We start from the raw sequence: 25,120 nt of genomic DNA, 5'->3' as shown, positions 1-25,120 counted from the left end.
GCATGGCGTACGCGAGCTATCCCAGCCTGATCGACCGCCACGTGTTCATCTCGGGCGGCGCCACCGGCATCGGCGCGGCCTTCGTGGAGCATTTCGCGAAACAGGGCGCGCGGGTGTCGTTCATCGATATCGATCAGGCCAATGGCGAGCAACTTGTGGAAGGTCTCGCCGCCAGCGCACATCGCCCTTTGTTCGTACGTTGCGACGTCACCCAGCTCGACGCGCTGGAAGCCGCCATCGCGACGGCGCGTGAAGTGCACGGCCCCATCGGCGTGCTGGTGAACAATGCGGCCAACGACGTACGCCACGAATTCGGCAGCACGACGGCAGCCGAGTTCGAGCAGAACATGGCGATCAATCTTCGCCATCAATATTTCGCCACGCAGGCCGTGCGCGACGACATGCGTTCGCTGGGCGGCGGGTCGGTGATCTGCCTGGGTTCCACCGGCTGGATGAAGAAGAACGCCGGCTATCCGATGTATGCGATGGCGAAATCCGCGGTACACGGCCTGGTCAATGGCCTCGCTCGGGAGCTGGGCCGCGACCGCATCCGCATCAATGTGCTGGTGCCCGGCTGGGTGATCACCGAGAAGCAGCGTCGCCTGTGGCTTGATGCCGAAGGCGAAGCGGAGATTGCCCGCGTGCAGTGCCTGCCCGGCTATCTGATGGCCGACGATCTGGCACGTGCGGCGCTTTTCCTCGCCGCCGACGACAGCCGCATGTGCACCGGCCAGGACTTCATCGTCGACGGTGGCTGGGTATGAACATCCGCGCCGCTGTCGCCATGCAGGTGCACAACACGCTGGGCGAAGGCGTCACCTGGTGCGATCGCGGCCAGGTGCTGTACTGGACCGATATCCACGCCAGTACGCTGTGGCGCTACCGCCCGCACGACGGTGCACTTCACCAGTGGAGCATGCCCGAGCGCCTCGGCAGTTTTGCGCTGTGCGAAGCGGACGGCTGGCTGCTGCTGGGGTTGGCATCGCGTCTGGCGTTCTTTCATCCATCCACACACACGTTCGTTGGCATCACCGACGTGGAAGCCGAACTGCCCACCCGACTCAACGACGGTGGCTGCGATCGCCAGGGCCGCTTTGTGTTCGGCACATTGCATGAGCCCGCAAGTGGGCCAAAGAAACCGGTGGGTGGTTTCTATCGTCTCAATCATGACTTGTCGCTGGAGCGCCTGCCCTTGCCGGGCGTGGCGATCAGCAACAGCATCGCGTTCAGTGCGGATGGCGGCACGATGTATTTCTGCGATTCGCCCACGCGCACCATCCAGTGCTGCGATTACGGCGATCAGGTATCCAACGTGCGCCACTTCGTGACGCTGGACGATGCACGCGGCGAACCCGATGGTTCAGCCATCGATCGCGACGGCGGCCTGTGGAACGCCCAATGGGGATTGGGCCGCGTGGTGCGCTACACGCCGGCGGGCCAGCTCGACCGCATCATCGACGTGCCTGCATCGCAGCCCACCAAACCGGCCTTCGCCGGCACGGATTTTTCGACGCTGTACATCACCAGTGCGCGCGACGGTCTCGACGAGGCCGCGCTCGCTGCTCAACCCTATGCCGGCGCGTTGTTCGTCGCCGATGCAGGTTTTCGTGGCTTGCCCGAACCGCGTTTCGCCGGGCCGCCGCCACACGTCATCGCTGCCGCCTAGGGACCGCGGCTCAAGCACACCAGCCCATTAGAGGCACCACTATCGCCAGCGGGGGAGTTTTTCCATGAATGCCCAAGTCATCTCGCCAGCCTCGGCGCAAGCCAAGGTCACCATCATCTTCACCTGTGTGCTCGCCGCGTTGGCGGGCCTCATGTTCGGCCTGGACATCGGCGTGATTTCCGGTGCCACGCAATTCATCCAGGCCGAATACAAAGTCAGCGACCACATGATCGAATGGATCGTGAGCTCGATGATGTTCGGCGCAGCCGTCGGTGCGGTAGGCGCCGGCTGGTTGTCGGCCACGCTGGGCCGCAAGCGCTCGCTGATCCTCGGTGCCGTGTTGTTTATCCTCGGTTCGCTGCTGTCGGGCGGCGCGTGGTCGCCGGAAACGCTGATCGCCGCGCGCGTGGTGCTCGGCCTGGCGATTGGCCTGGCGACGTTCACTGCACCGCTTTATCTGGCCGAAGTGGCGCCGGAGCGCATCCGCGGCGCGATGATTTCCACCTATCAGCTGATGATCACCATCGGCATCCTGGTGGCGTTTCTCTCGGACACCGCATTGAGCTACAACGGCGCCTGGCGCTGGATGCTCGGCATCATCGCGATTCCCGGCGTGCTGTTCCTGCTCGGCGTGATGTTCCTGCCGGATAGTCCGCGCTGGCTGATGATGCGCGGTCGCCGCGACGAGGCGATCGAAGTGCTGCAGCGCCTGCGCGGCGACAGCGTCGTGGTGGCGCGCGAGGCCGCTGATATCGAAGAGCAGCTCAAGACCCCGCAACGCGGCTGGCATCTGTTCAAGGACAACCGCAACTTCCGTCGCTCGGTGTGGCTGGGCGTGCTGCTGCAGCTGATGCAGCAGTTCACCGGCATGAACGTGGTGATGTATTACGCGCCGCGCATCTTCAAGGAAATGGGCTACGACACCTCGGCGCAGATGTGGTTTACCGCGCTGGTCGGCCTCACCAATGTGCTGGCCACCTTCATCGCCATCGCGCTGATCGACCGCTGGGGCCGCAAGCCCATCCTCTACACCGGCTTTGCCGTGATGGCCGTAGGCCTGGGTGTCGTGGGTACGATGATGAACAACGGCATCCACGACCATGGTGCGCAGATCTTCACGGTGACGATGCTGCTGATCTTCATCGTGGGTTTTGCCATGTCCGCCGGCCCGCTGGTGTGGACGCTGTGCTCGGAGATCCAGCCGCTCAAGGGCCGCGACTTCGGCATCGCCTGCTCCACCTTCACCAACTGGATCTGCAACATGATCGTGGGCTTCACCTTCCTGAGCCTGCTCAACGGCATCGGCAATGCACACACGTTCTGGTTGTATGCCGCGCTCAACGCGGTATTCATCCTGGTGACGTTCTGGCTGGTGCCGGAGACCAAGGGCGTGACGCTGGAGCAGATCGAGCGCAACCTGATGAGCGGCAAGCGGCTGCGCGAGATCGGCCGCTGATCTTTAGTTGAAAGCTGCGTCTGACCAAGGCTGCCGCACCGAAAGGTCGGCAGCCTTTTTTATCAGGTGCCGCGCGGCTTGGCCCGATGCGTCGGCGCGGCCGTCCACGGATCATCCGGCCAGGGATGACGCGGGTAGCGTCCCTTCAATTCCTTCTTCACCTCAGGGTAGGTGCGCTCCCAGAAGCCCTTGAGATCCTGCGTGACCTGGATCGGGCGACCCGCGGGCGAGAGCAGGTGCAACGTGACGGGAATGCGTCCGTTCGCCACGCGCGGCGTGTCAGCCAGTCCGAACAATTCCTGCAGCTTCACTGCCAGCACCGGCGCTTCGCCTTCGGCGTATTCGAGGCGACGCGTCATGCCGCTGGGCACAGTCAGGCTTTCCGGAACCTGCGCATCAAGCTGGCGGCGTTGCTCGTAATCGAACAAAGAGCCTAGCGCCTGCGAGAGTTCTTCCGCGCTCAAGGCGTCGAGGCGACGCTTGCCGTTGAGATACGGGGCGAGCCAGTCTTCCAAAGTATCCAGCAGCGCCGTATCCGAGATATCGGGCAGACCCAGTTCCGGCACCCATCCACGCAAAGCCTGCATGCGTGCGCGCAAGCGTCTGGCGTTATCGCTCCACGGCAAGGTATCGATGCCTTTCGCCCGCACCGCGGCGAGCAATGCCGGCAGCGCGTCTTCAGGCTTCACCGGCACGCTGCGTCGTTCCAGCACGATGTTGGCGAAGCGGTGTTCGTCGAAGGCTTCCACCGCGTTGCGTTCGTCGTTCCAGCGCAAGGCGCGTTCGCGTTTGAACTGCGCCGGGTAGTCCCGCTCCAGCACGCGGTAATCGATCGGCGCGGCCGCGAGAATCAGGCTGTCCCGCGCCTCGAAGCGCAGGTCCAGCGCCACCAGCCACGGCTCGCCGTGCAGCGCAGTATTCTCGTGCAGGCGCGCACCACGACCATTGGCTAGCGTGTAACGCAGCGGGTTGTTGTCGTCGCGGCGCGCCACGCGATCCGGGAACGCATGCAAGAGCAAATCGCCCACGGCATGGCTGTCCGGCACACCGCTTGCCGCCGAACGCATGTCCAGGCGACGACGCCAACCTTTGCTCGCCAGCTCGATGGCCGCAAGCGCACCGGCGTCCGCACCACCGCGCGCGCCCGCGGTGTGACGATCGCGCCACACATGAAGCGCGCTCACGCGGGCACGGAAGTCATCGCTGCGCGCCTGCTCACCGCGCAGGGGCGAGCGCGCTTCCATCAAGGCAAGCAGATCGGCGACCAGCGCGCGCAATTCAGGCTCGGCGCGCAAGGCCGCCGCACCCAGCCGTGGCGTGGCGCCGAGTTCGAGCATCTGGCGACCGAGCGCGGTGATGCGCCCATCTGCCGTCAACGCAGTCAGCTGCACGAGCAACTCACGCGCCTGCGCCAAGGCACCCGAGGGCGGCGCATCGAGCCAGGGCAGCGTGTTGCCGCTGTTCGCGGTGATGCCCCATGCGGCGAGTTCCAAGGCAAGCCCCGACAACTCGGCTTGCGCCATCTCGGCCGTGCGCGACGGATCCAGTCGTTTGCTTTGCGGCCACAGGCGGTACGCCGTCCCTTCGGCGACGCGACCGGCACGACCGGCACGCTGATCGGCCGAAGCCTGCGAGACATTCACCGTCTCCAACCGCGTGAAGCCGGAGTTGGGATCGAAGCGCGGCTCGCGCGCCAGCCCGCTGTCCACCACCGCACGGATGCCCGGCAGCGTGACACTGGATTCGGCAACATTGGTGGCGAGCACCACACGCCGCGTACCGGGCTCCGCCGGACTCAACGCGGCCTGCTGTTCGGCCATCGACAGTTCGCCATGCAAGGCCACGATGTCGATGTTCTCGTCCAGTGACGATGCCAGCACAGCCTGCGTGCGCGCGATCTCGCGACGGCCGGGCAGAAACGCCAGCACGTCGCCGGGGTTTTCCTCCAGGGCCTGACGCACCACACGCGCCAGCTGATGCTCGGTGGTCTCCTGCGCGCGAGCGGCGGGATATTCGACCCGCACGGGAAAACTGCGACCCGGACTGCTGATCCGCGGCGCATCGAGCCACTGCGCGATGCGCTCGCCATCGAGCGTGGCGGACATCACCACCAGTCGCAGCGCCGGACGCAAGGTGCCCTGTATGTCCAACGCAAACGCGGCACCCAGATCCCCGGCGAGATGCCGCTCATGGAATTCGTCGAACAGGATCGCACCGATGCCGGTGAGCTCGGGATCGTCCTGGATCATCCGCGTGAGGATGCCTTCGGTCACCACTTCAACACGCGTAGCCGCGCTGACCTTCGCCTCGAAGCGAATCCGATACCCCACCGTCTGCCCCACCTCCTCACCCAGCTGCCTGGCCATGAACTGCGCCGCCGCCCGCGCAGCGATGCGGCGCGGTTCGAGCATCAGGATTTTGCCGTCGGCGAGCCAAGGTTGATCGAGCAGCGCCAATGGCACCTGGGTGGTCTTGCCGGCCCCGGGCGGCGCTTCGAGCACGAGGCGCGGATGTGCCGCGAGGGAGCTTGTGATCTCGGGCAGGAGGGGGGTGATGGGAAAGGATGAGACGGTGTTCATCAGGGGATGATAGCGGGGTGCGGATTGGCGTCGCGTGGGTGGCTTTTGCCTGTTCGCGCGTTTGCGATGCATGACGGTGTTGGAATGACACAGTCAAAACCGGGCGCACCCGCTTGTCTGTGGGAGCGCACCCTGTGCGCGACAGCCGCGCATGGGTGTACCGCTCCGTAGGTCTGTCGCGCACAGGGTGCGCTCCCACAAATGGCGGTCTGCAGCCGTTGATCCACGACCCGAAGCCGGTGCCATCCACTGTAGGAGCGCACTTGTGCGCGACCGCAACGCTGCGGCGCTCCGCTCCGTAGGCTGGTCGCGCACAAGTGCGCTCCTACAAGAGGTGTGCCAGGCCTGCAAAACGCCGGGCGGCATTTTCAGGCCGCCCGCAGGAAAGAGAGAAACCCGTTTACGGATGCGCCGTCGTACTCGCCGCCCCCGCGCCAGGACTGGGCGCTGCCGCCCCGCCCGCTGCAGTACCCGTCGCCCGCAACGGCGCCAGCGATTCAAACTTGCGCTGGTATTCGTCCGTCACCTGCTTGGCTTCTTCACTGCTGGTGATCACGCGCGGCGTGATCAGCACGATGAGTTCGGTGCGGTTGCGGTTGTGATTGGTTGTGCCAAACAGCCGACCAATGATTGGCACCCGATTGAGACCGGGGATGCCGGTATCCGTGCTGTTCTCGTTTTGCTGGATCAGGCCGCCGAGCAGAACAGTCTGGCCGCTTTGTACGGCGATTTGCGTACCCACGGCGCGTTGCTGGATGGTGAAGTTGCCTTGCGAGTTGGCTGAGCCGGTCGTGTTGCTCACCTGCTGCTGCACATTCAGATACACCAGCCCGCCGGGATTCACGCGCGGCTGCACGTCAAGAATGACGCCCGTCGGAATATAGCTGACGCTGCTTGCCGTCGATCCGGTGGTGTTGAGGCCGGTCACGATGGACGTCTGATTGATCGGCACCTGATCGCCGACCTGGATGTGTGCGACTTGATTGTTGAGCACGACCAGCGACGGCGCCGACAAGGTTTTGGTGTTGCCATTGGTTTCCAGGGCGCGAATGGCCACCTGGAACTTGCCGTTGGTGCTCAGGAAAGAATAGAAGAGCGGCTCGCCTGCGTATTGGTTGCCACCCGAACCCAGCGATATCTGACGATGCGCGCCTGGCGGAATATTGGTCGCGCCGTTGACGTTGCCGTTGCTGTCATAGCTGGGCGTGCTGCCGGCCAGGCCCTGCAGATACCACTGCACACCAAACTCCAGCTGCCCCGTGAGATCCACCTCGAGGATGCGCATCTCGATCTGCACCTGCAGCGGCACGTTGTCCAGGCGCTTGATGGCTTCTTCGATCTCCTTCCACTGCGACGGGCGCGCACGCACCATCAGCTGGTTGTTGGAGTCGACCGAGCCGATGCGGATGGAACCATCTTCGGAGACGTACTGTTGCCCGGCGCTGTTGTTGCCGCTGGCATTGTTGCTGGAACCAAACGAAGACATGCCGCCGGCGGCACTGCCGCCCGTGTTTCCGAAACCACCGCCCGTGCCCGTTCCCGTCGTACCGAAGCCGCCCGTGGTGCCGGTCGTACCCGTCGTTCCCGTGCCGCCAAAGCCACCGGCGTTACCAAACCCTCCGCCCACGCCATTGACGCTGGGCGAGCTGCCGAAGCTGCCCGCCGTGCTGCCCATGCCGCTGGCATTGCCACTGGCGTTGTCGGTGCCCAACGTGGAACCGGTGAGGCCCGGCCCGACTTTGCCGGCATCGTTGCCGCCGCCATTACCGCGCGTGTAGATCTGCCCGAGGTACTGCGCCAGATCCGACGCCTTGAGGTTGCGCACGTCGTAGACGAACAACTCCGGCTCATTGCCGCCGCCACGATCGATCCGGGTGATCCAGTCACCCACTTCCTGCAGATACTGCGGTTGGCTGCTGATCACCACGATGGCGTTGGTGCGTTCGATCGGCAGGAAGCGCACCATGCCGGCCAGTGGCGTGTCGCCCTTGGGGCCGAACATCTGATCGAGCTGCCCACCGAGTTCGCTCACGTTGGCATGTTGCAGGCTGAACACGCCCACCGACATGCCGCGCAGCCAGTCCACGTCGAAGGTGTGGATGGTGCGCTGGTAGTTGTCCAGCTCCGCCGTGGTGCCCGAGAGCACGATGACGTTGCGCGAGGGATCGGCCAACAGCACCGCGTCGGTGCGCGCGAAGGGTTTGATCAGTTTCTGCATCTCGGTAGCCGAGATGAAGCGCAATGGGAACAAGCGCGCCTGCAGGCCACCTTGCGGTGCCACCGCATTGAGGCTGGGCACGAGGTTGCCGCCCACGGCGTCTTTGGCCGGCATCACCACGTATTGACCGTCGCGCATCACCAACGCGTTGTTGGTCCACGACAGCAGCGTTTCCAGAATCGGAATCGCCTGGCTGCTGTCCACCGGCTCGGAGGTGGAGAAGGACACATTGCCCTGCACGCCCGGCACGATGGTGTAGTTCTGCTTGAGCAGGTCGCCGAGGATGGCCTTCACCACCGCCTGCACCGGCTGGTTCTCGAAGTTGAAGGTCACCGCACCGTCGCCGCTGGCCGCCTTGCGCGGCTGGCTGAGTCCGGTGGCGCGCACAAACTGGCCGCTGCCTTCGCTCAGTTGCGGCTTGGGTGTGACACCCTGATCGGGCGTGGTGTTGCGTGTGTTCAACGGTAACGGTGGGGGCACCGGCTTCTCGGTGCCGGCCATGGCCTCGCGCTGCAACGCGCCGTCGTCGCTCCGGGGCGGCGGCAGCGTCTGACAACCGGCCAGCCACAGGGCCAGGGTGAGCGTACTGATGCGGGTCAACCGCGGCGTGCGCTGGATGGACATGGCTTTAATGGGCTCCCTGGGGGGGCGCCGCCTGCTGTTGGGCGCGGCGCTTCTGGATGGCTTCTTTCAACAGACGAATGCGATCGGCCTGCGCGTCCACCCCGTTGGGCGACTGCAAGGCAGGATTGGGCGTATTCGTTGGGTTGGCGGTATTGAACATCGGTCCGCTTTGCGGTGCCGGCACCGGGCCGACGGCCATGCCCGGTTGCGGTGGCGGGGCCGGCGGCGCATTGCCGTCGGCCTTGGGCATGTCGATCGGCGCACCGGCCGGCAATTGCAGTTCGGTGCGGCCAGTGCCCGATTCGAACACGGCCGAGCGCGGCTTCAGATCGACCAGGCGCCAGCTGCCATCGGGCAGCGCATCCCCCTGGCGCACGCGCACTTCGTGCTCGCCGCTCTTGTCGCGCAGCAAAGCCATGTGCAGCGGCGGGGTGAGGATGATGCCGGTGAGCTGCATGTCGCCCAGGCTCGCGCCACCGGCGGCGGCATGCATCGTCGGTTTGCGGTCGTTGCTGAAGAGCGGCTGTGTCCACACGGCGGAGAACTGCGCCAGTGGCACGGGCGGCGGCAGGCCCTGGTCGTGCGTCGGTGGCAGAGGCGCCGCCGGGCGCTGGGCGCCCCAGGACACGCCGCGTCCCACACCGGCCAGCAAGACCAGCAGCAGCGCACCGAACAGCACGGCCACCGTGCCGAGCACAGGCGTCAGGCGACGTTGGGCGGCGGCGTTCATGGCGCGGCTCCCTGCGTGTCGCCGTTCGTCGCGCGTGGCTGGCGCACATAGCCGGACAAGGTGAATTGCACTTCCAACGGCGCCGCGGCTTGCTGCATCGCCGCCACCGGATTGCGGTAGATGCTCAGGTCATCGACGAACAGGTACGGCGTGCCCTGCTCCAGATCGTGCAGCGTTTCGGCCAGCGGCTGCACATCGCAGCGCAGGGTGATGCTCACCGCCACCTTGCGATACGGCTCGTCCGGCGCGGCGGGTGGATTGGTCACCGGCATTTTCTGCGTGACATCGCACGAACCGCCCTGCGGATGCGCGGCCACCGCATCGACCACGCGCTGCATCAAACCGGCAGCGGCGGCGTTCGGATCATCTTCCGGCAGGAAGGCGTGACTGGCGGCCTGCCCTGCGCCCATCGCGGCGATGCGTTGCTGCAGCTGCGGCTTCTCGGCGATGGCGGCGGCATAGCGCGCATGCGTGTCGCGCAGGTCGTCCATCTCCGCGTGGATCGATTGCAGCGGCGCGACGAACCACCAGTGCAGCAGCGCGAAGTACGCGACCACCAACACGACCAGCAGCAACAGCACCGCCGCGATGCGGCTTTCGCGCGGCTTGAGCGTCGTCATCTTCATGGTGCGCTCCCTGAAGCCGCCGGCGCCTTGGGCTTGGCATCGTTGGGCTTGCGCAGCTGCGCCACCATGTAGAAGCGCTCCTTGCCCGTCGAAGGGTCGACCTGGATGGTGCCCTGGAAGTTCGCATCGGTGATGACGGGTGAGCCCTTGAGTGCATCCACCAGACGCGCCGCCTGTGGGCTCTGGCCCTGGAAACCGACCTGCCCGCTATTGTCGATGCTCAAACGCTCCAGCCACGCCGTGGTGGGCAGTCGCTGGCTGATGTCCTGCAAGACGCCGAGCGCCGATACCGTGCGCTTCTTGCGTTCGGCAAGAAAACCGGCAGCGCCGGCGTTGTCCTGCAATTGCTGACGCAGTCCGGCCACCTGCTGCGCATCCGCGCGCATCGCTTCCACTTCGCCGCGCATCTGGTCCAGTGCGCTGGCGCGGTTATGCAGGAACTGCACTAGCGACAGCAGCAACAGCACCATCGCTGCAGCACCCAGCGCAAAATTCAGTCGTTGCCGCGGATGCTTGCGGCGCAGGGCGAGTTCCGCCGGCAGCAGGTTCGCGCCCAGGCGATCCGCGCCGAACGACACATCCACGGCATCCACCTGCAAACCCGAGGCGGCGAGTTTGGCCAGTACGGGATCCAGCGCCTGGCGCGGCACCACGACGAGTTCTGCGGCGAAACGCCCCGGCGGTGCGGGTGCGCGTATTTCGCGCACGTCGTAGCGCACTTGTTCGACGCGGAACGGCGTTTGCCGATCCATCTCGAAGGCGCCGATCTGGGTGAGATTGTCGCGCGCCGCCAGCGGCAGGTTCAGGCGCGGACGAAGGACATGGGTGGGATCCAGGCATAGCGCCATGCGCAGGTCTTCGGCATCGATGCCGCGCAACGCATCGGCCAAGGCCACCTGCTGACTGGCGGGATCGAGCTGGCTGCTCCAGCTCGCCAGCACTTGACTGCTGCCAGCTTTGCGCACCGTCCATTCGTCGCCTTCCAGCTGGAGCAGATACCAGGCCAGGCCGCCGCCAAAGCGGCTGTGCCAGGATGCTGGCAACAGCCCCTGCAGCTCACTGCCCCACCACGCAAAAAAGCGCGGCATGGGCGAGCCACGCCACGCACGACGTGCGCGATCGAACTGCAACTGCAGCGGCTGCGTTGTCGTATTCACTCGCCCTCTCCCTCCTGCCAACGCAGCACGGTATACGGCAATGCGCCCGGGCGTATGCCCTGTAATCGCACCGTGGCGCGCAGGATCGCGCGCGTACCGTCAGCCAGCGTGGCCTCCGCACGAATACTATCCGTTACTCCCTGTATAGCGACCAGGCCCGGCTGTTGCGGACCAGCGCCACGGGACGCGGCTATGGCCTGGGCCTGCTGCGGCGTCATTCCGGGCACGGCGGCCAGGGCCAGCGCCGGCGCGGTCTGCGGATCGGGCGAGGGCCGGCCCGACCACAGCGTGACCTGCGAGGCCACCGCGCGATACGTCTTGGGAGTCATGCCCAGCACCATCTGCAACTCCTCGACGGTGCCAAACGGCCCGTGCCGGGGACCGTAGTCCAGCCCGGCATTGGCATAGGCGGCATTGGGCACCGTGCCCGCGGGTGTATAGGAAAAGCTGCGCCAGTCCACGATATTGCGGGCCAGTGATTGCGCGTCCATGTCGGACATGCCGGCGGCACGAAAGAAGTTCTGCAGCACATCCGGCGTGGCGGCGTTGAGATCGACCTTGCCGGTCTCGCTGATGATGCTGATGATCACCTTGGCGCCATCGAACGCAAACGGATAGTTGCGGCCATCCGGCACCCAGCGCTGGTCCTGCTGCGGATCCTGCAAGGCATAGATGGCGCGCATCACCCCCGCTTCCGCCGCGTAGTGCGCCTGGGTCTGCGCAAACTGATAGCGCGCCTGCAGGCCTTCGGTGCGCGCCAACATCGCATAGCCGCCGACCAGGATGGCCAGCAGCGTGCACGCCCACAGCACCACCAGCAGGGCCACACCGCGCTGGCGCTGCAAGGCCGCGTTCATTGCGTGCTCCGGCGCTGCAGGCCCTGCAGCAGATCCACGGCCTGTCCCTGCACTGCGGTCACGTCGACGCGGATCGGCGCATCGAGCAAAGGCCACGTAGTCGTGCCATCCAGCTGCAGGGCGACGCGCACGATGCGCGGCATGGCGCGCGTGTCATCCCACTCGTCGCTCCACTGCCCGGCGCGATCCTGCGCATCGGCCGAGCGATAACTGAATTTGCCGCCGCGGATGTGATCCACCAGCACTTCAGGATCGCCCACCGGCTTGGGTGCGCTGCCATCGGGCGGCATGACCGCAAAGCTCGCTTCCAGCCGCGAGGTGCCGTCGCGGTTATCCACCAGCTTCAGCTGCTGCAATTGCGGCCCCAGCTTGCCGAGATAACCGGGCAGCGGCGCGACAAATTTGAGCTCTCGCGCATCGCCCTTGAAGTAAAGCGGATCGCCCTTGTCGGTGTGCGCCAGCGGCACGGCGCGCGCCTGCGCCAGTTCACGCCTGAGGAATTGCTGTGCCGAGCGCACTTCGTCCATGCGTTCGATCGACGCCTCGCCGGAGCGCACGGTATGCGTGGCCGTGCGCACACCGGAATAGACACCCAGCAGCAGGATGGCGAACAGCGCCAATGCGCCAAGCACCTCCAGCAGGGTGAAGCCGCGTGCACGATGGACGGCGTGATGCTTCATGAGGTCCTCGCCGGACCGAGCACACGCAAAGTGCTGAAATGCGCCGAACGCGGGTGCACCGATGGTCCCCAGATCACATCCAGGTCGAGCTTCAGCACGCGTACGGGCATGTTCTGACCAACCGGCGCCTGACTCCACGGCGTCACCACCAGGCGCCAGCGATAGTTCGCGTCGAAGCGACCTTCGGTGCTACCCGCTTGCAGAGGCGTGGTGATGTCCACGGTATCGAGCATTGAGCGCGCCCACATCGCGGCCTGGCTGTGGTCGTCCGCATTGCGGGTGAGCTGGATGGAGCCGCCCGCCACTTTCAGCAAGGCCGTAAATGCAATCGCGAGCAGCAAGGTCGCCGCCACGACTTCGAGCAGGCTGAAGCCGCGCGCGTGCCGCTTCATCGCTTTGCACTCACGTCAGCGACGCTGACGGCACCGGTGAGCCACGACACATTCACGCGCCACTGGCGCCGCTCGCGCTGCAGCGTGATGTGGCCGCCGGTGGAACTGCCATCGGGGAAGAAGCGGATGCGGCCGGTGTAACTGTTGACCTGGTCTTCCTTCGCGCTGGTGATCCCTAGGCGCATTCCCGAGGGAAGGCGCACGCTGGGACCGTTGTCTGCGCGATAGGTGTTATCGCGTGTATCGACATCGAAGGTGTGTTCGTTGCCGTGCACGATGGCCTGCGTGCGCACACCGCGCAGCGCAGCGGCGAGTTCACCGCTCGCGGCGTTGACGCGCGCACTGGCCAGGCCCTGCGTCACCGACACCGCGACGGCGGCCGCCGCGATGCCGATCAGCAGAATCACGGCCAGCATTTCGAGCAGGGTAAAGCCACGCGCCGCACCCGAAGTGCAGTGGGTTGACGTGCGTGGCGATATCCCTCGCATGCTTACTGCCAGTTGCCCACGTCAGCGCTGTAGCCATCGCCGCCGGGCTTGCCGTCCTGGCCGTAGAAGATCAAGTCGAAGGCACCGTGATCACCGGGGGCCTTGTAGCCAAACTCATGGCCCCACGGATCGTGCAACTCCGACTCCTTCGCATACGGCCCCTGCCAGTTGCGCGCGTTGGCCGGCTTCACCATCAGGTCCTGCAGCTGCTGCGGCGGGGCGCCGTTGTCGAGCGCATAGTTCTCGATCTTCTGGCTGAGCGTGGTGAGCTGGGCCTTGCCCGCGCCGTACTTGCCCTTGTCGACGTTCTTGCCGACCTGGGTCACCACCACCGCGCCGATGATGCCGATCAGCACGATCACCGCCAGCATTTCCAGCAGGGTGAAACCGCGCGCTGCCGTATGACGGCCGAAAGTCCTTTGTCGCATGGGGTACCTCATCGTGGTTCGAAAGCAGCTCTAGAAAGGGATTACTGGATATGGCTGGTCAGATCGAGCATCGGCAGCAGGATGGCCGCCATGATGAAGGCCACCATCACCGTCATCACGATGGTGAGCGCGGGCACCAGCGCCGCCAGCAGGCGGTCGATGGCGCGGCGGCTTTCCAGCTCGAAGGTGTCGGCCACCTTGAGCAGCATGGTGTCGAGCTGGCCGGCTTCTTCGCCCACCTGCACCATCTGCAAGGCAAGACGCGGGAAGCGCTGCGCCTGGGCGAGCGCAAACGACAAGCCGGCGCCTTCCTTCACCTGCTCGGAGGCCTGCGCCAGTGCCAGATCCAAGGCCTTGTTGCCGGTGACCTGGCGGGCAATGCCGAGCGAGGTCAGCAGGGGCACGCCGTTCTTGAGCAAGGTGCCGAGGGTGCGGGCGATGCGTGCCGTCTCCACTTTGAGCAGCAGCGGGCCGACCAGCTTCATGGTGAGCAGGCGCGTGTGCCACGCCAGCTTCGCCGCCGGATCGCGCAAGCGCGAGCGGGCAATCAGTACGCCGAGAATCAACAGGATCAGCAGCGCCCACCACCAGCTCTGCAAGGTGTTGCCGATCGCGAGCACCACCTGGGTGATCAACGGAATCGGCACCTGCATGTCGTCGAAGATGGGTACGAACTGCGGCACCACATAGGCGAGCAACAACAGCAGCGAGCCGAGCACACCGACCATCAGGAAGGCCGGATAGATCAACGCGTTGATGATGCTGCCGCGCAGCTGCTGCGAGCGCTCCAGATAGTCGGCGAGGCGACGCAGGGTGTCTTCCAGCGAACCGCCCGCTTCACCGGCACGCACCAGGCTGATGTAGAGCTTGGGGAACACGCTGTGCTCATCATCCAGTGCCTGCGACAACGGCGTGCCGCCGCGCACGCGGTCGCGCACGCGCTCGATCAGCTGCTTGGCGCTGGCGCCTTCGGGCAGATCCATCAGGATGCCGAGCGCGCGATCCAGCGGTTGGCCGGCGCCGAGCAAAGTGGCCAATTGGTGGGTGAACTGCGCCAGCTGATCGCCGGTGAAGGCGCCGCGCTTGAACCAGCCGGCCATACCGCCGCTGGCGGCGCCGCTGTCGGCGGCGCGCGCATCGAGCGGCGTGTGGCCTTGGTCCTGCAGACGGCTCACCACCTCGTCGAGGCTGGCCGCTTCCATCTGGCCTTGCAGCATTTCGCCGGCGGCGCTAACGGCGCGGTAGCGGAATTGGGTCATGCGACTAACCTCCTCTCCCCGTCGGGGAGAGGATTGAGGTGAGGGGCGGGTGCTCGCGATAGAGCAGCAACAGGCGTGGTCACACTTAGCCGCGTTTCCGCGAGCACCCGCCCCTCACCCCAGCCCTCTTCCCGCAGGGGAGAGGGAGCAAGTGCAATCGCGTCAGCCTTCCTGCGTAACACGCAACACCTCCTCAAGCGTGGTAACGCCCGCTACCGCCTTGGCGATCCCATCCTCGTACATGGTGCGCATGCCCTCGCTGCGCGCGAGGCGTTCAATCTCGCCTGCATCGGCGCGCTGCATCACCAGCCGGCGCAGCGGATCGGTCATCACCAGGAACTCCATGATGGCGCGACGGCCGCGATAGCCGGTGGGATTGGTCGTGCTGGTGCCGGGTTTCCACAAACGAATCGGGCGTTCGTTGGTGTACTTGTGCAACTCGAACTGCTCAATGACTTCGGGCAGCGCGTCATAAGGGATGGCGGTCTCCGGATCCAGTCGGCGCACCAGGCGCTGCGCCAGAATGCCGTTGACGGTGGAACCCAGGAGGTAATCCTCCACGCCCATGTCCAAGAGACGGGTGATGCCACCGGCGGCGCTGTTGGTGTGCAGCGTGGAGAGCACCAAGTGACCGGTGAGCGCCGACTGGATCGCGATGCGACACGTCTCCAGATCGCGCATTTCGCCGATCATGATCACGTCCGGATCCTGGCGCACGATCGAGCGCAAAGCCCCAGCAAAATCCAGCCCGATCTGCGGCTTCACCTGGATCTGGTTGATGCCTTCGATCTGGTATTCCACCGGATCTTCGACCGTGATGATCTTCACGTCGGGCGTGTTGATCTGCGACAGCGCCGTGTACAGCGTGGTGGTCTTGCCCGAACCGGTGGGACCAGTGACCAGCAGGATGCCGTGCGGCCGCTCCAGCACATCGACGAAACGCTGCTGGAAGTTGTCGGTAAAGCCCAGCGACGCAAAATCGAACACCACCGATTCGCGGTCGAGAATACGCATCACCACCGATTCGCCAAAACTGGTCGGCACGGTGGACACGCGCAGGTCCAGCTCCTTGCCCTGCACGCGCAACTGGATGCGCCCATCCTGCGGCAGGCGGCGTTCGGCGATATTGAGCTTGGCCATGATCTTCACGCGCGAAATCACCGCGGCAGTGGAGCTCGATGGCGGCGCTTCCACTTCATGCAGCACACCGTCAATGCGATAACGCACCTTCAGGCGATTTTCGAACGGCTCGATATGCACGTCCGAGGCGCGCTGTTCGACCGCGCGCTGAAGAATAAGATTGACCAGGCGGATCACCGGCGCCTCGGAGGCAAGATCGCGCAAATGCTCCACGTCGTCTTCCACGGCGGCACTGCCGTCGAGGTTCTCCACAATGGTGCCCATCGCCGAGCGACCGGTGCCGTAGTAGCGCTCGATCAGGTCGTCGATCTCCGAGCGCAGGCCAATGCGCATCGCCACCGGCCGACCGGCCGCCAGCTGGATGGCCTGCAGCGGATACGGATCAGCGGGGTCGGAGACGACCAGGCCTAGCCCGTCCTCGCCCACCCGGACAGGCACGACATGCTGCTGCTTGAGGAAGCGTGCGGACACGTCGAGCTCGGCCGGGGGCATATCAGGCGCGTCGCGGGCCGCCAGCAAGGGAATCGCGAGCAATTCGGACCAGGCCTCAGCCAGATCGCGCTCCGAGACCAGGCCCAGCCGGGCCATCAAGCCCGTGAGCGTGCCATCGGGCGACTCTTCGTGAAGACGGCGCGCACGGACGAGATCCGACTCCTTCAGCCGCCCACGGGAGACCAGCAGCGAACAGACCGCTACCTCGCGGCCTTCCGTTGCCGCACCCTCCGCGTTGGCCGCCGGCTTAGCGACTGCCGACATGCATCACCCCGTTTCAAGACTGGTTCCAACCCGGACGTCGCCCCCAACGGCACCGGAGGCGCATTGTTAACACACCCGCCTATACGCGCGCGAGCACGGTTTCTCACCTCGGCTCACTGGTTCGGACCACACCGCGCGGCCAGTGTTCCGCGATTCATGCAAAGGACGGGCAGCGCCAATGGGCACGGCTGCGAGGTACCGGCTCGATCGCCGATTCGCAAGAACTCACCGCCACGCCGGGTGCAAAACGGCAGCGCGGGGTGGTGGATGGCGACGGCAGCGATGACCTGGCTAGCGTCGACCCTTGCGCCATCGCGGGGAGCGCCCGGTTTCTTTCATCACGGGGCGCCAGAACATGCAGGCGACGGCCAGGACCATGCCCTCGGCCAGCGAACCCGCCAACTCGGTACGCACCGTCGTTTCTCGCCAGACGATCGCCGTCGCCAGCAAGACGGGCGCAGCCATGGCAAGTCCCTTCAAAGTCGTGACAAGACACAACATGGCGGCTCCTTGGTTCCACGCGCGGGCATCGCCCTGAGGCGCGACGACACCCAGCCAGGCAGCCGGCGTCAGTCGAACGCCGGCTGCCTGCCCCTCACTACCAACCGAAGCTCACGCCCACGGTGCCGCTGGATTCGCCGCCGCCCGCGATGGAGCCGCCGAGCAGCACGGCACCGTTGCCCGGTAGACGATGCGAGTAGCCCACGGCGAGTGCACTCTGTCCGCTATAGCCGCCCACCGCTGCACTGACGCGATTCTCGGTATTGGGTGCGGCGGCGATCGCGCCCGCCATGCCGGCCATGGCGCTCCCCATCGCACCGACGCGATCCAATCGCGTGTTGACAGTGTGGAACTGCTGGTTCACCTGGTCACGGAAGGCGTTGAAATCGCCGGTGGTGGTGAATCCGGTCAGCTTGGTATCGGTATAGGCCTTGGCCGATCTCAGCGTGTTCTGGTCGCCGGCATCGGCATAGGTCTTGGCGGTGACCAGGGCTTCCTGCACCTGCCCAAGGTTTGCCGCGTCGGTCTTTTGCACGCCCGCTGCTACATTGGTGACTTGCCGCTCATGACCCACCGAACCCACGGATACCGAGTTGTCGCGCGTGGCCACTGAGTTGCTGCCCAGCGCCACGGCATTGGTCGCCTTGGCTTGCGCGCTGCTGCCGATGGCCGTGCTGTTGGCACCGGATGCGAGGGCCGATGCGCCGCCGGCGGTGGCGTTGTTTCCGCTCGCCGTGGGCGCGGCAGCGTTGGTTCCGCTGACCTGAAACATGCCGGCCTGGCCGGTGCTCAGGTTGCTGACGTTGGCGATGGTGGCTTCCACCTTGCCCACGCGCGTGCCGAGCTTGTCCACCGCTTGATTGGTAGCGAATAGCTGGCCGCCGTTGACGGCGTCGGTACTGCCGTTGCCCAGCGTGCCATTGGCCAGGTTGGTGACGACGGTGCCGCTTGCGCCACCGAGCGCCACGGTGGACTTGCCTGCATCGCCGTACATCACGGCGCCGGCCAACGCGTTATTGGCGCTGGCGACAACGCTGTTTAGCTGCGACATGTTGACGGCGTCCGTGGCGCCCATGCCTGCAGCCACGTTGGTGATGCGACGCTCGCCGCCCATCGTGCCCACGGATACCGTATTGGCCTGATCCGACACCGAATAGGCGCCCAGGGCAACGCTGTTTGCCGCCTTCGCCACCGCGTTTACACCGATCGCCACGCTGTTCGCTGCATTGGCAAAAGCGTTGTAGCCCATGGCCGTGGCGTAAGTGGCATTGGTGCCGGCGCCACTGCCAAACGCCGACGAGCCGATGCCCTGAGCCACGGCGTTGCTGCCCATGGCGGTGCTGTTGTTGTCAAAAGCCGCGCTGCCGGCGCCGACTGCGGTGCTTTCAATGGCCGCAGAGACGCTGTTGGGGCCGACAGCCACACTGTCCTCGCCCACTGCCGACGCGTTCACGCCGATGGCTTGAGCGCGATTTGCCCATGCCTGGGAGGAAGCGCCCACAGCCATCGCGTCACTCACATCGCCTATCTTGCTGGCGCCGTCGAGAGTACCGGCCGAAGCGTTGTTGCCAATGGCAAGATTGCGCTTGCCGTCCCCACCGTCGGCCCGGGCGCCAGTGCCCATGGCCTGGTCCAGGTCCGATGAAGCCAGCGCACCGTGACCCACAGCCAAGCTGCCGGCCCCACCGGCGATGCTGGCGTCACCGATTGCCACGCCGTAGGCGGTACCCGAATCCGGGGCATTGGCAAAACTGTAGCGACCAATGGCGACACTGCCGGCACCGTTGGCCTGGGCCTGATAGCCAATGGCAACGGCACCACCGGCCTCGGGGGCACCGAGCAAATTGGCACCTCCCGCATAAGCCTCCACACCCAACGCCATGCTGTTGTTCAATTCCGCCCGCGCGCCTTTGCCCAGCGCGACACTCTGCGCACCTAACGAGCTCGTACCCACACCGAGTGCCATCGAGTTAGTGCCCACCGAATGACTGTTGGTGCCGAGCGCTACGCTGTCGTCACCGTCACCGATGGCACGGAAACCCTGGGCAATCGCACGGGCCCCGTTGGCCGCCGTGTTGACACCCAGCGCGAGGCTGCTGACGCCATTGGCGTACGCGCCATAGCCCATCGCCGAGGCAAAGTCCGCATTGGTGCTTGCGCCGCTACCGATGGCGGACGCGCCCTTGCCCTGCGCCACTGCCTTCGCACCCAAGGCCATGCTGTTGTCGTCGTAGGCCACACTGCCCGCACCCAAGGCGGTGCTCTCGCTGCCATCGGCAAGGCTATGGGAACCCACCGCGCTACTGCGAGCGCCAGCAGCCGTGCTGTTGGTACCGACGGCCATGCTCTCTTCACCGCCCGCCTCCGATTGATAGCCAGCGGCAACGCTATTGATGGCGTTTGCTTTGGCCATGGCACCAACGGCCAGTGCGTGCGTGGCCGTCGCGGCCGCATCTTCGCTGCCGTCGGTGGCGCCATTGGCATCGATGAGATGACCGGCGACGTCCGTGTTGCCGCTAGCGTGCATATCGATATTCGCAACGTGCGTGGGACTGCTGCTGGCTAGGATGGTCTCGTACCCGACCTTCTCTTGGGGGGCATCACCGGCCGTTGCGGACATCGTCGCCAGCAGCAACGCGACGCCTATCGACGGGATCACACCCGATACCTGCCTTGAACCGGTTGTGCCGTTTCGCTTTGCCAACTCCGATACAACGATCAGCTTGCCGAGAGACCGATTCCAGACCTTGCTGTAGATCTTGTTCATTCAACTGCTCCTGATGGGAGCGGCATGGAACTCGCCCTATGACGTGCCAGCGGCGGGACGAATTCCATGTCGTCCGTCTATGTAGTGATGCGCAGAGCCGCGCGCGCAAACCGCGCACGCAAGTGCCGCACAAGATGGTTCGTTCGATGGGGTGTGACGGCTGCGCAGCTCCTGGCGACGCAGCTGCCTGCGTTGTGTCAGGGTTTGTAGCTGGCCTGCACGCTCACTCCGCGATAGGCCTTCACGCCAACCACGCGCAGGTAGTAAGTGGTCGCTTTCGGGACGCTCCTGACGATCACCGATTCGGCGTTGCCCACGTGCACCGAGGACGCATCGAATGACGTCGCCGCCGGCAAGGCTCCTGCCTTCACGTAGAGCGAGACGTCGCCGGTGCCACCTGCGGTACGCATCACCAGCGCGCGTGCGCCAGCGGGAACGTCGATCTTGTAGAAGGCCTCGCTATCCCCATCGCCCTGTTGGCCGGTGAGCGCCACACCGTTCTGAAGCACCTTGGTTTCCGGCGGCGGAGCCGCTTTGCCAACGGCAGCAAACACGGCTGCCTTGGCATCAAGAATGCCCGCACCGAAGGTCTTGAGTGGATCGGGGGCGAAGTGCGGCTTGTGCGCGGTCTTTTTCAGAATGCTGAGCACGTCATCGGGCGAAAGCAGCGGCAATCCAGCGGCCAGGCGCGCGGACTGCATCAAGGCCACGGTGCCGGCCACATGCGGGGTCGCCTGCGACGTACCGGCCATTCCGCCGTATATATCGCCGGCAGGACTTGCCACCGGCGTGGTGTCTCCGCTGTTGAGCGCTTGCCAGGCGAAGCCTTCGGGGTTGAGTTTGGTGCCGGATGCATCCTCGTTCGCAAAGACACCGCCGCCGAAAGCAGCGAGCGCGATGGTGCTGTTGGTGGGAGTGTTGTAGTTGGAGTAGAACGCCAGGCGGCTACCCACACCGATCGACGCCACGCTGATGACACCGGGGCAGCTGGCCGGCGTAAATTCCTCCGCGGGAGCGTCGGAGTTTCCGGCGGCAACCACCACCGCAGTGCCGTTCGCCCGTGCCCTGGCGATGGCCTTCCCGTAAATGCTGGCAGCAGTACACCTACCCCCGCCACCCAAACTCATGTTGATGACTTGAGCGGGATGCTTGTTGTCGGGCACGCCGTCCACATGTCCGCCCGACGCCCAGACGATGGCGTCGGCGATGTCGCTGTCATAGCCACCGCAATGGCCGAGTACACGCACCGGCAACACCTTGGCCTTGTATGCAATGCCCGCCAGACCGATGCCGTTGTTGGTGATCTCCGCGCCGGTAGCGCTGGCGACGTGGGTGCCATGCCAGGAACTGTCATCCCCGTCATCGCCGGGGGAAAGGCAGGCGTCGTCACCCGATGCGTACGGCGCACCCTTGGTCCAGTCACCCAGATCCCAGCCACCTGCCGCACGGCCATCCGTGCCGCGACCGGACATGAAACCGTCGACGATGAAGTCGTAGCCGTCGCCCGCCGACGAAGTGTCGACGTCGGCGTGTTTGACGATACCGGTATCCAACACCGCGATGGTCACACCGGTACCGTCGGCCAGATTCCACGCGCCTGTGATATTTGCGCCACCCCAATTGGCCACACTATTCCCGGCCGCGGTTGGCATACCGTCGCCGGGCAGATAATCCGTCTGATATTTGTCAAACAGCTTGTCGTTGGGAACGAACGCCGCGGGCGCCTTGATGCCGATAGCATGTCGCAGCACGTCGGGCTGCACATAGGCAACCGTGGGATCGGCAGCGATCGCCTGCATGAAAGCGGCAGCTTCGTTTGAGTTCAATTTGCGCGATGTGGTGATGACATGCGCGCCGATGGCCACGGTGCGCTTGTAGGCCACCTTGGGCGCGTGGATGGAAAGCGAAGACTGCGACCTGGCAGCGCGAGCCATGGCTACCGCGGCAGCCTGGCCTGCCGCTACCGGCGCAGTCGGCGTGTCATCGCGATAACGGACGATAAAACGGTTGTAGGTACCGTTGTTTGCCAGCGAGCTGGTATTGATCCGTGCTGAAGCGTCGTTAACGGATGCCGCGCTTTGAGCATGAACCGTCACGCTGAACGAAAGTGCGACGGCAACGGCGGCAGCCAAAGCACTTCGGATGGTGGTGCATTCCATGAATTGAAACCTCCCTGATGATGTCGATGCCGCCTTTCGGCAGCCGGCCTTGCCTCCACTCAAGCTCACGGTTGCCGGCACTGCGAAAGGCAACCAATCCGTTCTTTTGCGGAGACCAAACAACTATCGACGGGCGATCAGGAGACGAACAATCGAATTAGGCGCGCGCAGCTCGCTGCATTTGTCGCCACCCATAGTCAGATTTATCCGATACGGACGCGCATTGCCGCACCGCAGGGAAGCGGGCCTCTGGTGTGCTTCTGGCCGGCCCGATTCTGCTTTCGACGTCATCTTGCTGCGTCCTCATGACGAGGAAACTCCGGAGTAATGCCCTGCTTCCAGATTTTGGCCACGTAACCTGAAGTGCGCGCCGTAGGCGACCAGTGCCGCGAAATGCTGGATGCAATGAGGCGCACATTTCAGCGACGGAGCCAATGACATGCCGTCCGTCAACGTAGTGATGCGTAGAGCCGTGTACGCAAAAAGCCCGCGAGGGCGCCGCACGGGAGAGGGTTCGATTGCATGGCAACTGCGCGGCACTTGGCCACACAGCTGCCACGGTTTCGTCAGAGCTTGTAGGTAGCCTGCACGCTCACTCCGCTATAAGCCTCCACGCCGACTACACGCACGAAATATGTGGTGGCTTTGGGCACGCTCCTGATGATGACCGACTCCGCGTTGCCGACATGCACCGAGGAATAATCGAAGGAGGTGTTTGTCGGCATGCTTCCCGCCTTTACATAGAGCGAGACATCGCCGGTACCACCCGCGGTGCGAATCAACAATGATCGCGCACCGGCAGGTACGTCGATCTTGTAAGTCGCCTCGCTGTCGCTGTCGCCCTCTTGCCCGGTGAGCGGCACACCGTTCTTCAGCACCCTGGGGTCCGGCGGCGGAACGGCCTTGCCTACAGCCACGAATACGGCGGCTTTCGAGTCGAGAACGCCCGCACCGAATGTCCTGCCCTTGGTGACACCGGCATGCGGTTTGTGTGCCGTCTTCTGCAGGATGCCAAGGACATCGTCCGGCGTGAGCAGCGGCAGGCCAGCAGCCAGACGAGCCGATTGCATGAGGGCAACGACGCCAGTCACATGCGGTGCCGCCTGCGATGTTCCCGCCATCCCACCATACGCATCGCCACCAGGGCTTGGCACCGGCTTGGTCTTTCCGTTATTGACGGCTTGCCACGCAAAACCCTCGGGATTGAGTTTGACGCCTGACGAGTCATCCTTGGCATAGACGCCACCGCCAAAAGCAGCAAGCTTGACGATGTTCTGCTCGGGTCCGTTGAAGTTGGAGTAGAACGCCAATCCGCTACCCACGCCAATCGAGGCCACCGTGATGACACCGGGGCAACTCGCCGGCGAATACCCCACGGCCTCGCTGCTACTGTTGCCAGCAGCAACGACGATGCTCGTGCCATTGGCTCTTGCTTTGGCGATGGCCTTGGCCGTCGAGCTGGCGTCGCTGCACGAGCCATCGCTACCCAAACTCATGTTGATGACCTGCGCCGGATGCTTGTTGTCAGGAACACCATCCACATGCCCGCCTGAGGCCCAGACGATGGCGTCGGCGGTATCGCTGACGTAACCGCCGCAATGCCCGAGCACTCGCACCGGCAGCACTTTGGCCTTGTATGCGATGCCAGCCAAGCCGACGCCGTTGTTGGTGATTTCCGCGCCCGTGGCGCTGGCGACATGGGTCCCGTGCCACGAACTGTCATCCCCATCCTCAGGAAGAACGCAGGGATCGTTGCCTGACGAATACGGCGCGCCGGTGGTCCAATCGCCGAGATCCCAGCCACCTGCCGCGCGGCCGTCCTTGGATCGGCCGGAAACATATCCGTCGGAGATGAAATCGTAACCGTCGTCCGCCGACGAGGTGTCGACATCGGCGTGCTTGACGATACCTGTATCCAACACCGCGATGGTCACGCCGGTGCCGTCTGTCAGATTCCAAGCGCCGGTAATGTTGGCTCCGCCCCAGTTCGGCACGCTACTGCCGCCCGATGTCGGAAGACCGTCGCCCGGCAGGTAGTCCGTCTGGTACTTGGCGAACATGGGATCGCTGGGAACAAAGGCGGCGAGCGCCTTGATGCCGATGGCGTGTTGCAGCACATCCGGCTCGACATAGGCGACACTCGGATCGCTGGCGATCGCTTGCATGAAGGCGCTTGCCTCGCTCGGGTTCAACTTGCGCGAGGTGGCGATGACATGCGCACCTATGGCCAATGGCCGCTTGTACGTCACTTTCGGCGCATGGACGGACAGTGAAAGCTGCATCCTGCCGGCGCGCGTCATCGCCGCAGCGGCAGCCTGGCTTGCCACGACCGACGCGGTGGGCGCGTCATCGCGATAGCGGACGATAAAGCGGTTGTAGGTACCGGAGTCTTCCAGCGAGCTGGTGTTGATCCGCGCCGAGACGTCGTTGACGGACGCCGTGTTTTGAGCATGAACCGTGATGGTGAACGACAGCGCTAGAGTAACGGCGGCAGCCAATGCGCTTCTTGTGATGATGCACTCCATGAATTGAACCTCCCTGATGATGTCGGTGCCGCCTTTCGGCAGCGAGCGTTGCCTCGACCCAAGCTCACGTCAGTCCCGCCATCCCCATGGCGAGACCTCCAGCCACTTGCGA

Annotated in this window: 19 protein-coding genes; 3 read left to right on the top strand and 16 right to left on the bottom strand. The window is 64.8% G+C overall.

The window, feature by feature from the left end; translation table 11 throughout:
• The first annotated feature begins 2 nt into the window (after positions 1-2).
• The 3 genes from AC1DKY_RS09100 to AC1DKY_RS09090 all read left to right on the top strand — a co-directional run bounded on the left by AC1DKY_RS09100 (position 3) and on the right by AC1DKY_RS09090 (position 3,122).
• Entirely contained in the window at positions 3-764 is a 762-nt protein-coding gene (locus AC1DKY_RS09100; RefSeq protein WP_441602817.1) for an SDR family NAD(P)-dependent oxidoreductase, read from the top strand.
• Positions 761-1,666: an SMP-30/gluconolactonase/LRE family protein gene (locus AC1DKY_RS09095; protein WP_441602816.1), complete on the top strand. Its 906-nt coding sequence runs from the start codon at positions 761-763 to the stop codon at positions 1,664-1,666. The genes AC1DKY_RS09100 and AC1DKY_RS09095 overlap by 4 nt, the downstream gene beginning before the upstream one ends.
• Before the next feature lie 64 nt (positions 1,667-1,730).
• On the top strand, positions 1,731-3,122 hold the full coding sequence (locus AC1DKY_RS09090) for a sugar porter family MFS transporter (RefSeq protein WP_441602815.1): 1,392 nt from the start codon (positions 1,731-1,733) through the stop codon (positions 3,120-3,122).
• 62 nt (positions 3,123-3,184) lie between these two features.
• Here the strand turns inward: AC1DKY_RS09090 and hrpB are convergent, their stop codons facing one another.
• The 16 genes from hrpB to AC1DKY_RS09010 form a co-directional block, all read right to left on the bottom strand.
• Positions 3,185-5,701 (bottom strand): ATP-dependent helicase HrpB, encoded by a 2,517-nt coding sequence (gene hrpB / locus AC1DKY_RS09085; RefSeq protein WP_441602814.1) that lies wholly within the window; start codon positions 5,699-5,701, stop codon positions 3,185-3,187.
• 400 nt (positions 5,702-6,101) lie between these two features.
• Positions 6,102-8,543, bottom strand: a complete 2,442-nt coding sequence (gspD, locus tag AC1DKY_RS09080; protein WP_441602813.1) for a type II secretion system secretin GspD — start codon at positions 8,541-8,543, stop codon at positions 6,102-6,104.
• A 4-nt stretch (positions 8,544-8,547) separates the two neighbouring features.
• Positions 8,548-9,273, bottom strand: coding sequence for a hypothetical protein (locus AC1DKY_RS09075; protein WP_441602812.1), 726 nt, complete (start codon positions 9,271-9,273; stop codon positions 8,548-8,550).
• Positions 9,270-9,899, bottom strand: coding sequence for a type II secretion system protein GspM (gspM, locus tag AC1DKY_RS09070; protein ID WP_441602811.1), 630 nt, complete (start codon positions 9,897-9,899; stop codon positions 9,270-9,272). Before gspM ends, AC1DKY_RS09075 begins: the two co-directional genes overlap by 4 nt.
• Positions 9,896-11,056 (bottom strand): PilN domain-containing protein, encoded by a 1,161-nt coding sequence (locus AC1DKY_RS09065; protein WP_441602810.1) that lies wholly within the window; start codon positions 11,054-11,056, stop codon positions 9,896-9,898. The genes gspM and AC1DKY_RS09065 overlap by 4 nt, the downstream gene beginning before the upstream one ends.
• Positions 11,053-11,913 (bottom strand): type II secretion system minor pseudopilin, encoded by an 861-nt coding sequence (locus AC1DKY_RS09060; RefSeq protein WP_441602809.1) that lies wholly within the window; start codon positions 11,911-11,913, stop codon positions 11,053-11,055. Before AC1DKY_RS09060 ends, AC1DKY_RS09065 begins: the two co-directional genes overlap by 4 nt.
• Positions 11,910-12,593: a prepilin-type N-terminal cleavage/methylation domain-containing protein gene (locus tag AC1DKY_RS09055; RefSeq protein WP_441602808.1), complete on the bottom strand. Its 684-nt coding sequence runs from the start codon at positions 12,591-12,593 to the stop codon at positions 11,910-11,912. Before AC1DKY_RS09055 ends, AC1DKY_RS09060 begins: the two co-directional genes overlap by 4 nt.
• Positions 12,590-12,985 carry a type IV pilus modification PilV family protein gene (locus AC1DKY_RS09050; protein WP_441602807.1) on the bottom strand — a complete coding sequence of 132 codons (396 nt, stop codon included), beginning with the start codon at positions 12,983-12,985 and terminating at the stop codon, positions 12,590-12,592. Before AC1DKY_RS09050 ends, AC1DKY_RS09055 begins: the two co-directional genes overlap by 4 nt.
• A complete protein-coding gene (locus tag AC1DKY_RS09045) occupies positions 12,982-13,473 on the bottom strand; it encodes a GspH/FimT family pseudopilin (RefSeq protein ID WP_441602806.1) in 492 nt (163 codons plus the stop codon). Before AC1DKY_RS09045 ends, AC1DKY_RS09050 begins: the two co-directional genes overlap by 4 nt.
• Positions 13,474-13,475: 2 nt before the next feature.
• Complete coding sequence (gene gspG, locus AC1DKY_RS09040) at positions 13,476-13,901, bottom strand: type II secretion system major pseudopilin GspG (protein ID WP_441602805.1); 426 nt, start codon at positions 13,899-13,901, stop codon at positions 13,476-13,478.
• A gap of 41 nt (positions 13,902-13,942) precedes the next feature.
• Entirely contained in the window at positions 13,943-15,160 is a 1,218-nt protein-coding gene (gene gspF / locus AC1DKY_RS09035) for a type II secretion system inner membrane protein GspF (protein ID WP_441602804.1), read from the bottom strand.
• Between the two features lie 162 nt (positions 15,161-15,322).
• On the bottom strand, positions 15,323-17,056 hold the full coding sequence (gspE, locus tag AC1DKY_RS09030) for a type II secretion system ATPase GspE (RefSeq protein ID WP_441602803.1): 1,734 nt from the start codon (positions 17,054-17,056) through the stop codon (positions 15,323-15,325).
• A 291-nt stretch (positions 17,057-17,347) separates the two neighbouring features.
• Positions 17,348-17,521, bottom strand: a complete 174-nt coding sequence (locus AC1DKY_RS09025; RefSeq protein WP_441602802.1) for a hypothetical protein — start codon at positions 17,519-17,521, stop codon at positions 17,348-17,350.
• Positions 17,522-17,654: 133 nt separating this feature from the next.
• A complete protein-coding gene (locus AC1DKY_RS09020) occupies positions 17,655-20,324 on the bottom strand; it encodes an ESPR-type extended signal peptide-containing protein (protein ID WP_441602801.1) in 2,670 nt (889 codons plus the stop codon).
• A 197-nt stretch (positions 20,325-20,521) separates the two neighbouring features.
• A complete protein-coding gene (locus AC1DKY_RS09015; RefSeq protein ID WP_441602800.1) occupies positions 20,522-22,483 on the bottom strand; it encodes a S8 family serine peptidase in 1,962 nt (653 codons plus the stop codon).
• Between the two features lie 566 nt (positions 22,484-23,049).
• Positions 23,050-25,008 carry a S8 family serine peptidase gene (locus AC1DKY_RS09010; RefSeq protein ID WP_441602799.1) on the bottom strand — a complete coding sequence of 653 codons (1,959 nt, stop codon included), beginning with the start codon at positions 25,006-25,008 and terminating at the stop codon, positions 23,050-23,052.
• Positions 25,009-25,120 lie beyond the last annotated feature (112 nt).

It is taken from the genome of Dyella sp. 01N448, assembly GCF_056399225.1.
Note: the sequence above shows the minus strand (reverse complement) of the source record. Positions and strands in the feature narration are given on the sequence as shown.